At 38.7% G+C, this 13061-nt stretch carries 11 protein-coding genes; 1 reads left to right on the plus strand and 10 read right to left on the minus strand.

Annotated features, from left to right (window positions below; genetic code table 11):
• Positions 1–44: 44 nt before the first annotated feature.
• From gltA to P3T75_RS07405, 3 genes are read right to left on the minus strand one after another with little or no spacing between them, the layout of a single operon-like run.
• A complete protein-coding gene (gene gltA / locus P3T75_RS07395) occupies positions 45–1448 on the minus strand; it encodes an NADPH-dependent glutamate synthase (protein ID WP_282461235.1) in 1404 nt (467 codons plus the stop codon).
• Positions 1441–2274 (minus strand): sulfide/dihydroorotate dehydrogenase-like FAD/NAD-binding protein, encoded by an 834-nt coding sequence (locus tag P3T75_RS07400; protein WP_206904065.1) that lies wholly within the window; start codon positions 2272–2274, stop codon positions 1441–1443. Before P3T75_RS07400 ends, gltA begins: the two co-directional genes overlap by 8 nt.
• Before the next feature lie 24 nt (positions 2275–2298).
• Positions 2299–2742: a flavodoxin gene (locus P3T75_RS07405; RefSeq protein ID WP_206904064.1), complete on the minus strand. Its 444-nt coding sequence runs from the start codon at positions 2740–2742 to the stop codon at positions 2299–2301.
• Positions 2743–2999: 257 nt separating this feature from the next.
• Between P3T75_RS07405 and P3T75_RS07410 the strand changes: the two genes are divergently transcribed.
• Positions 3000–3563, plus strand: coding sequence for an ECF transporter S component (locus P3T75_RS07410; RefSeq protein ID WP_206904063.1), 564 nt, complete (start codon positions 3000–3002; stop codon positions 3561–3563).
• Between the two features lie 93 nt (positions 3564–3656).
• Here P3T75_RS07410 and P3T75_RS07415 read toward each other — a convergent pair whose 3' ends face one another.
• The 7 genes from P3T75_RS07415 to infB all read right to left on the minus strand — a co-directional run bounded on the left by P3T75_RS07415 (position 3657) and on the right by infB (position 13057).
• A complete protein-coding gene (locus P3T75_RS07415) occupies positions 3657–5405 on the minus strand; it encodes an NADH-dependent [FeFe] hydrogenase, group A6 (protein ID WP_282461236.1) in 1749 nt (582 codons plus the stop codon).
• 12 nt (positions 5406–5417) lie between these two features.
• Positions 5418–7328, minus strand: coding sequence for an NADH-quinone oxidoreductase subunit NuoF (locus P3T75_RS07420; RefSeq protein ID WP_282461237.1), 1911 nt, complete (start codon positions 7326–7328; stop codon positions 5418–5420).
• Positions 7312–7830: an NADH-quinone oxidoreductase subunit NuoE family protein gene (locus P3T75_RS07425; protein WP_282461238.1), complete on the minus strand. Its 519-nt coding sequence runs from the start codon at positions 7828–7830 to the stop codon at positions 7312–7314. The genes P3T75_RS07420 and P3T75_RS07425 overlap by 17 nt, the downstream gene beginning before the upstream one ends.
• A 223-nt stretch (positions 7831–8053) precedes the next feature.
• Positions 8054–8992 carry a riboflavin biosynthesis protein RibF gene (ribF, locus tag P3T75_RS07430; protein ID WP_282461239.1) on the minus strand — a complete coding sequence of 313 codons (939 nt, stop codon included), beginning with the start codon at positions 8990–8992 and terminating at the stop codon, positions 8054–8056.
• Between the two features lie 4 nt (positions 8993–8996).
• Positions 8997–9920 (minus strand): tRNA pseudouridine(55) synthase TruB, encoded by a 924-nt coding sequence (truB, locus tag P3T75_RS07435; RefSeq protein WP_282461240.1) that lies wholly within the window; start codon positions 9918–9920, stop codon positions 8997–8999.
• Between the two features lie 99 nt (positions 9921–10019).
• Positions 10020–10367: a 30S ribosome-binding factor RbfA gene (rbfA, locus tag P3T75_RS07440; protein ID WP_206904052.1), complete on the minus strand. Its 348-nt coding sequence runs from the start codon at positions 10365–10367 to the stop codon at positions 10020–10022.
• A gap of 20 nt (positions 10368–10387) precedes the next feature.
• Complete coding sequence (infB, locus tag P3T75_RS07445) at positions 10388–13057, minus strand: translation initiation factor IF-2 (protein ID WP_282461241.1); 2670 nt, start codon at positions 13055–13057, stop codon at positions 10388–10390.
• Positions 13058–13061: the final 4 nt, after the last annotated feature.

Here is a 13061-nt window from a genome sequence, read left to right on the forward strand (position 1 = left end):
ACCTCACTTATAAATTATGACAAATCGCCATAAATACTTTGTTATTATACATGGACTTTTTGATTTTGGATATAGTTGTCAATTTGTGTTGCAGCAACTTTGCCAGCACCCATCGCTAAAATAACCGTTGCAGCCCCTGTTACAATATCTCCCCCAGCAAAAACACCTGGAATATTCGTCTCTCCTGTTTTAACATCGGCATCAATATACCCCCAGCGATTTAGCTGTAATGCAGGGAACGTATCCAGCAAAACTCGATTAGAGCCTTGACCGATTGCCTCAATTGCCGTATCCGCAGTAATAATAAATTCACTATTAGGAATCACCTCTGGGCGACGGCGTCCAGATTCATCGGCTTCACCTAATTTCATTTTCACACATTTTACAGCTTTCAATTTACCGGTGCCATCATTGAGATATTCAATTGGATTTGTTAGCCAATGATAGTTAATTCCTTCTTCAACCGAATGGTGATATTCTTCTTCTCTAGCGGGTAACTCTTCTTTTGAACGACGATAGATAACTGCAACATTCTGAGCACCTAACCGCTTGGCCGAACGCGCGGCATCCATCGCTACATTCCCGCCACCAATTACAACAACGTTTTTTGAAGCTTGAACAGGTGTATCGTAATTAGGAAAATCATAAGCTTTCATCAAATTAATTCGCGTCAAATATTCACTTGAACTATAAACACCATTTAATGAAGTACCAGGAATATTCATAAAGTTTGGTGCACCTGCACCAACAGATAAATAGCACGCGTCAAATTCAGCTTGAATTTCTTCCATCGTAATTGTTTTTCCAACCACAACATTTGTCTCAATTTTTACGCCTTGAGCTATAATTGTTTCAATTTCTTTTTCTACAATTTTTTTAGGTAGACGAAACTCAGGAATTCCATAAGTTAAAACCCCACCTGGTGCATGCAGAGCCTCAAAAATCGTAACATCATAACCAAGTTTTGCTAAATCTCCTGCTGCTGTTAACCCAGAAGGACCTGAACCAATGACTGCGACTTTTCCTTTATCTTTTTTATTAGTCACAGTCTCAATTGGTTGTTGAAGTGCCCAATCAGCTACTAAGCGTTCTAATTTACCAATTGCAACTGGCTCGAATTTCTTTGAACGTCCCAGGCGACAAGTCATTTCACATTGTTTTTCTTGCGGGCAGACGCGGCCGCAAATTGCAGGCAAATTCGTATATTTACTTAATACTTCATGAGCAGCTTTCATATCGCCTACTTCAATATGTTTAATAAAACCTGGAATATCAATCATTACTGGACAATTTTGAATACAGGGTGCATTTTTACACTGTAAACAGCGCGTTGCTTCTAATTGTCCTTCCTCTAAGGTGTATCCTAAAGCAACTTCAGAAAAATTTTGATTGCGAATTTCAGGAGCCTGCTCACGCATCGGCGTCTTAGTATAACTACGCTTAGCCATTCAGCATTCCTCCTTCATATACAGTATCAGCAAGTTTTTCTTCATTGCGGTATTGTTGCATCCGATTAACAAATTCATCCCAATCAACCTTGGCACCTAAAAATTCTGGTCCATCGACACAGGCAAATTTAATTTGATCATCGACTGTTACGCGGCAACCACCACACATCCCCGTTCCATCAACCATGATTGGATTTAAGGAAACAAAAATCGGTACACCAGCTTCATTAGCACTTAGAGTAGAGAATTTCATCATCATACTAGGTCCAATGGCCCAGGCAGTATCAATTTTCTCTTTGGCAAAAACTGCTTTCATTGCGTCCGTCACTAAACCTTTTTGTCCTAGAGTACCATCGTCTGTCATCAAGTAAAGTTCATCGGAATATTTTTCACATTCATCGGCAAGAATCATTAGCTCTTTACTCTTGGCCCCTAAAACCGTAATAACCTTATTTCCTGCTATTTTTAACGCTTTGACAATTGGAAACAGTGCGGCAATGCCAACTCCGCCACCAACTAATAACACTGTCCCGTACGTTTCAATTTCCGTTGCTTTTCCCAAGGGCCCCACAATATCAGTCAAACTATCCCCGGCTTGTAACTTTGCTAAAGCAGCTGTAGATTTACCAATGACTTGAAAAATTAAACGAACTAATCCCTTTTCCGGTTCCACATCCACAACCGTTAGTGGAATCCGTTCACCTTTATCATCAATTCGCAAAATGACAAATTGACCAGCTTGTGCTTTTTGTGCAATTCGTGGTGCCTCAACAAAAATTTCAAATTCAATTGGATTTAATTCATTTCTCTCAACTATTTTAAACAACGAAAATCATACCCCTTTTCTAACTTACGCTTTTGTTAAGGCTGTCACAAAAGCTTTTAACACCTCTTCATCTTCATCATCTGCATCATTTTCAATTTTGACTAATTCCGCGCCTCGTTTTGCCCCTGTTTTTTCAAAAGCTTGGTCAAAGTCAATTGCTGCTTGACAGAAATAATCTGGATATAATTCGCTGTCACCAGATCCGACAACACCAAAGACTTTACCATCTAAGTTAAAATCTGGTAATTCATCATAGAAATCTTCCAAATCAAAAGGAATTTCCCCATCACCATCTGTATACGTTGCAACGACACAAATATCTGCATCATCAAAAGTCGCATCATCGGCGTCATCTGCTTCGATTCTTTCAACATCAATATCCAGTGCTTTAAAAGCATCTTCTAAAATTTCTGAAATTCCTTCTGTATTCCCTGTTGCACTTGCATAAACGATTTTTGCTACTGCCATTATTGTTCCTCCTCATATGTTTAAAAAATGATTTTTTCAATTAAAAATTTCTTTATAGTAATTAATACTTAATCACATTTTACTTCATTCTTGTTAAGAACTAAACAAAATTTGACATCTTTTTTTTCTTTTATTCATTTTTTACCAGCATTTCCACACATTTTTTCATTTAAAATAACTTTTATTATACAAATTTATCTAAATCTTCACATAATTTGTTACAATAAAGAAAACGCTTTTTTGAAAGGGTGTCTACTATGAACAACTTAAAACTAAGTCAAACCCGATTTATTACGCAAACTGCTTTTATGATTGCGTTAACAGTCATTTTTCAAGTCGCTACTATCGGCTTTGGGCAATTGGTAACTGGTAGCTTAGTCAATTTGATTTTGATTGTAACAGTAGCTCTCACCGGAGAAATTAGTGGGCTAGTAGTAGCCCTGCTCTCACCAATCTTTGCCTTCTTTTTAGGAATTGGGCCTCAGTTTCCGCAATTGATTATCTGTATTATGCTTGGAAATGCCGTACTTGTTACAACTTGGTTTTTCCTGCTTAAAAATCAAAGCACTTATCGTTTTTCTCGTTTAATTTTTTCTGCCGTTAGTGGTGCCATTTTGAAATTTTCTGTCTTATGGCTGTTAGTTGTTAAACTTGTACTCCCTTTCTTCTTAGTTGCTAAAATACCAACGCAATCTGTTCAGACACTGACACAAATGTTCAGTTTGCCACAACTTATCACTGCCTTAATTGGCGGAGTTGTTGGGAGCATAGTTATTCCTCAATTAAATAGAATTTACCGTCGTAGCATTCAAACAAATTAATAATCCCGCTTTTACCCAAAGCAACGCTAGCCTAGCTAAAAGCGCCGCAAAATGACTAGATCAGATATTTTTTTTGATTTTAGCCATCAGTTGTCATTTAACTTCCATGGCCTGGTGATAAGACGTATGCAATAACGCGTGGGCCTTGTCACTTCCTGGCGCCACAAGAAATTCCTCATACAATCGTTTTACCACCGGGCTTTCATGGGAGCGACGCAAAACTTTTCTTTCATCTTCGGAGTAAAGCGCTTGAGCACGCAAGCTATTTAAATCAACAAAATTACGCACAGAAGCTGGTTGAACCGGTTGTCCTCCACCATTAATACAGCCTCCAGGACATCCCATTATTTCAACAAAGTGATAGGTTTTTTCACCTGTTTGAATTTTTTCTTCAATTAAACGTTTGGCATTTCCTATTCCTGAGGCAACAGCGATATTAATTTTTTGACCACCTAGATTGTAACTGGCTTCTTTGATGCCTTTCATCCCCCTCACTTCCTTAAATGATAAAGGTGTCACTTTTTGACTTGCTAACTTTTCAACTGCAGTTCGTAACGCTGCTTCCATTACACCACCTGTCGCACCAAAGATATACCCAGCTCCGGTTGCTTCACCTAGCGGATGATCAAATTTGGCATCTGTTAACTCTTTAAATTTAATCCCTCCGCGCTCAATCATCCGGGCCAATTCCCGTGTCGTAAGAGCAACATCTACATCGGGAAATCCAGCTGCTGCTTCATCTTCTCTAGTTACTTCAAATTTTTTAGCCGTACATGGCATAATGCCTACGACAAAAATATCAGCCGGATTTAAATTCATTTTTTTGGCGTACCAAGTCTTCGTTAAGGCCCCAAACATTTGTTGCGGTGATTTACAGCTGGATAAATTTTTTATCAGTTCAGGATGATAAGATTCACAGTACTTTACCCATCCTGGCGAGCAAGAAGTAAATAACGGGAATGGCCCATTATTTTTGATTCTTTCAATAAATTCGTGAGCTTCTTCCATAATGGTAAAATCTGCCGCCACATTCGTATCAAAAATTTTATCGAAGCCCAATTTTCGCAACGAAGCGACCATTTTTCCTTCAACATTACTACCAATAGGCATACCAAAAGCCTCACCTAAGGTTACGCGAATAGAGGGTGCCGTTTGGACCACTACAAATTTGTCTTTATTTTCCAATGCCTGCCAGACGAGATCCGTTTGATCTTTTTCATGAATCGCACCAGTTGGACAAACAACAATACATTGCCCACAGGAAATGCAAGCCACCTCTCCTAGACTTAAATCATACGCAGAACCAATATGCGTATTAAAACCACGTTCATTTGCGCCAATTACACTAATTGCCTGGCATTTTTCACAAGCTGCAACACAGCGTTTACACAAAATGCACTTATTATTATTACGCACCATGTGAACCGCACTATCGTCAAAGGCGTATTCCTTATTTTCACCGTTGTAATAGTCTTCATCATCAACGTTAAACTCTTTACACAGCCTTTGTAATTCACAATTGCCGTTGCGAAGACACGATAAACATTTTCGCTCATGAGTGGACAAAATTAGTTTCAAGGTCAATTTCCGTGATTTAAATACCCGTTGTGAATTTGTTTTGATTTTCATCCCCGTTTGAATCGGATAAACGCAGGCAGTCACCAAATTTTTTATACCTTCTACTTCTACCACACAAATACGACAAGCGCCGATTTCGTTAATTTCTTTTAAAAAACATAGGGTCGGAATTTCAATATTATGAAGACGCGCCGCTTCTAAAATCGTCATTCCCGCTGGTGCATAATAAGATTTCCCATTAATAAAAATTTCGATTTCTTTCATCTGCTTAACCTCCTAATGCACACTAATAGCAGCATAACGGCACGTATCGATACATAAACCGCACTTAATACAAAGCGATTGCTCAATTTCATGAACTTTTTTGACTTCACCAAAAATAGCTGATACGGGACAATTTTTGGCGCAAGCCGTACACCCTGTACATTTGTTTGGATCAATTGTATATTGAATTAAATTTTTACATACTCCGGCTGGACAACATCTTTTGTTGACATGAGCTAAATATTCTTCTTTAAAATAGTGATAAGTAGATAAAACAGGATTAGGTGCAGTTTGTCCTAAGCCACATAATGAACTTTCTTTGATGTGATAACACAATTCCTCCATTTTATCTAAATCTGCCAATGTAGCTTTTCCCAATGTAATTTTTTCCAAAATTTCCAAAAGGCGTTTGGTACCAATCCGGCAAGGGGCACATTTACCACAGCTTTCTTCTACTGTAAATTCCAAGAAAAATTTAGCAATATCCACCATACAATTCTCTTCATCCATTACAATGAGTCCCCCTGAACCCATCATAGAGCCAATGTTCATTAAGTTATCATAGTCAATGGGGATATCATAGTGTTCCTTAGGAATACAGCCACCAGAAGGACCACCTGTTTGCGCCGCTTTAAAAGCTTTTTGTTCGGGAATACCACCACCAATATCTTCAACAATTTCTCTTAATGTCGTCCCCATTGGAATTTCAACTAATCCGGTATTTTGAATTTTACCGCCTAATGCAAAAACTTTTGTCCCCTTTGCATTTTGCGTTCCCATTTGGGCAAACCATTTTGGTCCTTTAACAATAATTTGCGGAATATTCGCATAGGTTTCCACATTATTCACGATTGTCGGTTTACCAAAAAGTCCTTTTATCGCTGGAAATGGCGGCCGCGGCCGCGGTTCACCACGATGACCTTCAATGCTTTCAAGCAGCGCTGTTTCTTCGCCACAGACAAAAGCGCCAGCACCAAGACGTAATTCGATTTGAAAAGAAAAGCCACTGTCTAAGATGTTTTCTCCCAATAAACCATTTTCTCTTGCGGCTTTAAGTGCGATTTCCAATCGTTCAACGGCGGTTGGATATTCTGCCCGAACATAAATGTAACCTTTATTAGCACCAATCGTGTAGCCGGCAATCGCCATTGCTTCTAACACTACATGAGGATCTCCTTCTAAAACTGAACGATCCATAAAAGCTCCTGGATCACCTTCATCCGCATTACAAATCACATATTTTTCATTACCAGCGCTATTTTTAGCAAAAGTCCATTTTAAAAAAGTGGGAAACCCTCCGCCCCCACGCCCACGAATACCTGAATCTTCTAGTATTTTTAAGACATCATCAGAGGTATAGTCGTGTAAAACTTTCGCTAAAGCTTCATAACCATCAAATGCGATGTATTCTTCAATTTTTTCTGGATCAATTCGACCACAATTCCGCAGCGCCACTCGTTTTTGTTTGTGATAAAAAGGAGTATCTAAAAGTTTTTTAATCACTTCTTTTGTTTTGTGATCATGATACAGAAGTTTTTCAACTGGCTGACCTGCGACTAAGTGTTTTTCAACAATTTTTTTGGCGTCCTTAGGCTTAACTTGATGATAAAAAGTTCCTTCTGGGTAAACAATAACAATCGGCCCTTGGGCACAGAGACCAAAACAGCCAGTGGCAACTACCTGCACATTATCTTGCAGTTCATTTTTTATCAATTCATCTTCTAACACCTCTATAAAAGCACGACTTTTAGAAGACAAACAACCGGTGCCGGCACATACTAAAATTTCGCGCCTATTGCTTATTGTAGCTGTTTTTTGTGTTCGCAAAGCTACTTGTTGTTGATATTGTACCTTTACTGCTTTTAATTCTTGCCAATTTTGCATCTTTACACCCACACCCCAATCTTTACTTGTTGCCTTCAAGTGCTATCTTTTGGTAGCTTGCCAAAACTTTATCGCCTTTTTTCTTAGTCAAACGACCATAAACCTCTTCATTGACTGTCAATACCGGCGCTAAGCCACAAGCACCAATACAGCGACATGATTCCAACGTAAATTTACGATCTGTACTTGTTTTGCCCGCACTAATCTTAAGCGTAGTTTCATAGGAGTCTAAAATATTTCCTGCGCCTTTTACATAACAAGCAGTTCCCATACACACACTGATGGTATATTCACCTTTTGGGACAAAGGTGAATTGGGAGTAAAAGGTAGCTGTGCTGTATAATTTTTCTAAAGGTACTTGTAACTCTTTTGCGATAACTTGTAATACTTCGATTGGCAAATACCCATATATTTGTTGTGCTGTCTGTAACGCCGTCATTTGCGCGCTTGGCTGATTTTTTAATTCTTCCAAGCGCACCAGCAGCTCTTGTCTCTGAGATACTGTTTCAACAAATTCAAAATCAACTGCTTTTTTTTCCACCGTTACTCCTCCTTTTTGCATAAAAACGCTTACATTTTTATTTTAGCAAAAAGACTGATAAAAATGCTCAATGTATCACAAATTATTTCAGTTTATCGTTGAGATTTGTTCTCACTAAACACATAAAATCCTTTAAAACAAATAAAAAAAGAAGCTTACCCATTGTCGTGACGCCGAAAAATTAGCTTTTTTGGTCACAACGTTTTAGTAAACTTCTTTTTCTTTATTTTTTAAAATAGTCTTGTGTGTCTTTTTCATCTTGCTTTAATTGTGTAATCAATCCATCAACACCGTCAAATTTTACTTGCTCACGGATTAAATGGTTGAAACGAACACGTACCGTTTCCCCATAGATATCTTTGTTAAAATCTAAGATAAAAACCTCAACTGTCAATTTTCTTCCTTCACCAAAAGTGTCGTTATGGCCAATGGAGCTCATTGCTTTATACCATTTGCCGGCTACTTTGATTTCAGAAACATAGACGCCTTCTTTAGGTAAGCGAACGCTGGCTTTAAAACGAATATTAGCTGTCGGATAGCCAAGCGTGCGACCACGGGCTTCTCCATGAACCACTAAACCTTCAATTTCGTAAATATAGCCCAATAGCCGTGTAACTTCTTCCATATTGCCTTCATCCAACAGATCGCGAATTCTAGTAGAACTGATTTTATCACCAGCTAAAGTTTCTTTTGCAACAGTGATAATTTCAAAACGATCTTTGGCGTATTGAGGCAAGTGAGAGACATCTGCAATATCTTTTGGACCATAAGTATAATCAAAACCACTGACAGCAGCCACTGCATGTAGTCCCACAATATACTGATCGACAAAATCTTGCGGTTTTAAATAAGCAAAATTAGAGGTGAATTCAATTTCATATAAATAGTCCACACCCAAACGCTCCATGTGATACTCTTTTTGCTTTAAGGTCGTCAAATATTTCAAATTTTCTCCTTCTTGTTTTTTAAACACGACAGAAGGATGTTGGTTAAATGTCATTACGGCCAGTTTAACCCCTTTTTCCTCAGCTAATTTTTTACCAGCTAAAATAACTTTTTGATGCCCGCGATGAACGCCATCAAAAAAACCCAGTACTAACACAACTGGCTCGTTGGGAATTTGCTCTTTTGTATAAGGGTGATGAATTTGGATAATTTTCACAATATTAGACCTCAGTTCGTAACATTTTTAAAGGTTTCAACTTATTTTTTTCTTTAGAATTACTCTCATATAAAGCTACAACTTTTCCAGCATAATATAAAGCAATCGGCTCACTTGGCACTTTTTCCAGACCAAAAGCCGTTGGAGATAAGCGCATACCATTTTTAACCTGCTGCCAGATTTTATCATCGATATTTACTTTATGAAAAGCAGCAATCCCATATTCAATTGGCAGTATATATTCTAAGATAGTCTGATTTTCTACCGCATCGGCTACTTGAGCTAAGGTTAGGGACTGAGAAACTTTTAAACCGCCACTTTCCAGACGTGTTAGATCAGACATATGAGCGGGAACACCAAGTTTTTTTCCGGTGTCCACTGCCAAAGTTCGCACATAAGTTCCTTTGCCACACGCAACTTCAAAACGCCAATTTTGCGTTTTTGCCTTTTCATCGAAAGTGGGCTCACTGGTACGTCGAAAACTTTTAATCATTGCTTTTCTTTTCGGTCGTTCAACTGTTAAGCCAGCTCTGGCGTATTCATACAATCTTTTACCATTAACTTTCACAGCCGAGTACATAGGGGGAATCTGTGTGATTTCACCCTCCATTGTTTTCATAGCCGCATCGATTTCAGCATTCGTAAAAGGAGTATCTATTGGCATAACTTCAACTTTTTCCCCAGAAGCATCTTCTGTTGTTGTCGTATAACCAACTGTGATTTCGCCACTATAAACTTTGCCACTATCTTGCATAAATTCAATCACTTTTGTACCTTTGCCGATACAAATCGGTAAAATACCATCGACATCCGGGTCAAGTGTACCACCATGACCAATTTTTTTTGTTTTTAAAATTTTACGTAATTTAAAGACACAGTCATGACTCGTCATACCGCGTTCTTTCCATAAAGCTAAAATGCCGTCCATTCTAACTCCTCGCTATCTCTTTAATTCAACTCAACTGCCCTATTATAGCAGAAAAAAAGCTACTCCAAAAGGTTTCCCTTTCAAAGTAGCTTCCATTTATCAATCCTTGTGTAAGTTACGGATCATTTCGTCGATTTTGTTACCATATTGCACAGAGCTATCAAGTTCAAAAACGATTTCCGGTGTTTTATACAATGTTAACCGTTGACCTAATTCACGGCGAATTAAACCACTCGCTTTTTCTAGTCCAGCTTGCGCCTTTTGTTTGTCAGAAGCAAGATCTGATAAAATACTGTAAAAAATTGTCGCTTGTTGCAAATCTCCCGTTACTCGGACATCTGTTATGGTGACATCTTGAACCCGAGGATCCCGGACTCTTTTACGTAAAATATCATTCACTTCTCTTAAAATCTCGTGGGCAACACGACGATCACGATAATTGGCCATAATTACGCCCTCCATTTATCTTAGTCGTTTTTGATTTCTTCCATTACATAAGCTTCAATGACATCGTCAACTTTCACGTCATTAAATTTGTCAACCATAGCGCCACATTCAAAGCCTTGTTTTACTTCTTTTACATCGTCTTTAAACCGTTTCAAACTAGCAAGTACGCCTTCGTAAATAACGATACCATCACGAATAACCCGTACGCCACTATCGCGACGAATAAAGCCATCAGTTACAAAGCAACCCGCAATTGTTCCAACTTTGGAAACTTTATATGTTTCTCGAACCACCATTTGACCTGTAATTTTTTCTTCAAACTCAGGATCAAGTAACCCTTTCATCGCAGTTTCAATTTCTTCGATTGCTTTGTAGATAATCCGGTGCAAACGAATATCTACCGTTTCAGCATCGGCTTGTTGTTTTGCTTGTGGTGTTGGTCGTACGTTAAAGCCAATGATAATCGCGTTACTTGCAGCTGCTAAGGTTACGTCGCTTTCATTAATGGCACCAACTGCTGAATGGACGATATTAACCCGCACACCTTCAACTTCAATCTTTTGCAATGAAGCAGCTAGAGCTTCTGCTGAACCTTGTACATCGGCTTTAATGATAACGTTAACTTCTTTTAATTCGCCTTCTTTTAGGCTTTCAAATAAGTTATCCAATGTTACACGGCTATTGGAAGCGCGTTGTTCCATCAACGCCCGTTTTGCCCGTTCTTCACCGGCAGCACGTGCTGTTTTTTCATCTTCAAAAACAACAAAACGATCACCAGCTTGTGGCACATCATTTAAACCAGTAATTTCGACTGGTGTTGCTGGACCTGCTGCTTTATCACGACGACCTAAATCATTAGTCATAACCCGCACACGGCCGTAAGTATTACCGACAACAATTGGATCACCAACATGTAAAGTTCCTTGTTGTACTAATAACGTTGCAACTGGACCTTTCCCTTTATCTAAGCGAGCTTCAATCACTGTACCGATTGCCCGTTGACTTGGATCTGCTTTTAAGTCTTCTACTTCAGCAACTAATAAAATCATTTCCAAAAGTTCGTCGATGTTTTGACCGAATTTCGCTGAAATTTCAACAAAAATGGTGTCGCCACCCCAACTTTCAGGAATCAATTCGTATTCACTTAATTCTTGCATTACATGTTGTGGGTTAGCACCAGGTTTATCAATTTTATTTACTGCAACAATAATTGGCACTTTTGCCGCTTTTGCATGGTTAATTGCTTCAACTGTTTGTGGCATTACTCCGTCATCTGCAGCTACTACTAAAATTGTGATATCTGTGATACTGGCTCCTCGTGCACGCATACTTGTAAAGGCCGCATGCCCTGGTGTATCCAAGAAAGTAATTGGTTTACCGTCAATATCAATTTGGTAAGCCCCAATATGCTGCGTAATCCCCCCCGCTTCACCACTTGTAACACGAGAATGGCGCAAGGTATCAAGTAATGTTGTTTTACCATGGTCAACGTGACCCATAATAGTAACAACTGGCGGACGCGGTACTAAGTTTTCTGCAACGACTTCTTCAGCTTCAAAGAATTTATCAATATCAGCGATATCTACTTGAACTTTTTCTTGTGCTTCAATACCATAGTCTGTCGCTAAAAGTTCAATTGTGTCTTTATCCAAGGCTTGGTTTTGGTTAACCATAATCCCCATCATAAATAATTTTTTGATGATTTCCGCTGGTTCACGGTGGATTTTTTTAGCGATATCGGCTACGTTCATGCCTTCTGTATATTCCAATACTTCAGGTAATTCACGGAATTTACGTGGTGGTACAGCAGGTTTATTGGAAACTTGTTGTTTTCCTTTTTTACCTTTTTTCTTGAACTTATTCCGATTTTGTTGGTAAGCTCCTTGACGATTTTGTTGACCGTAATTTTTATTGCGGTTGTCATTACTACGGTTGCCACCTTTATTACCATCAGCTTTAGCCGCTGGTTGGTTACTTGCAGGTTTTGCAGCCGATTTATTCGTGTTAGCCACAGGTTTTGTTGCTGGTCTTTGTTGTCCAGCTGGCTTTTGTTGACTTGTAGTTTTTTGATTTTGTGGTTTTTGTTGCGGAGCTTGTTGAGCTGGTCTTTGTTGTCCAGTTTGATTACTCCGTTTTTTGTTATTATTATTAATAGGCTTTTGATCCTCCGTTTTTTTGTTCACTACTGGTTGATTGACCGACGCAGTTTTTTGTTGTTTATTTTCAGAATTCATTGGAGCTGCTTTAGCAGTCGGCGATACAGTATTATTTGAACGGTTGTTTTGTGGTGCTTGTGATTTGTTTGTACCAACTTGTGGACGGTTTTGATTTGGTTGACTTTGTTGTTGTCCTCTATTGTGGTCCTTGTTTTGACCTTGATTGCGGTTTTGTCCTTGTTTGTTGCTCGGATTGTTCCGATTTTGAAACTTCGGATTATTCCGTTGGGTCACAAATTTTTTATGTTCAGGTTTTTTTGCTTCATCTGGGTTAGCTGGTTGGGATGCAGGTTTTGGAGCATTGCCAGTACTTTCATTGACGCCAACTGCTTGGCGTAACTTTTTCTCCTCAGTATCTGAGATTGCTCCCATATGATTTTTTACATCAAATCCTAAAGATTGTGCTTTATCCACTAATTCTTTGCTAGATTTGTTGATTTCTTTTGCAAGTTCATAAATTCGTTTTTTTCCCATGCAA

The sequence above is a fragment of the Enterococcus montenegrensis genome, assembly GCF_029983095.1.
Lineage (GTDB): Bacteria > Bacillota > Bacilli > Lactobacillales > Enterococcaceae > Enterococcus_C > Enterococcus_C montenegrensis.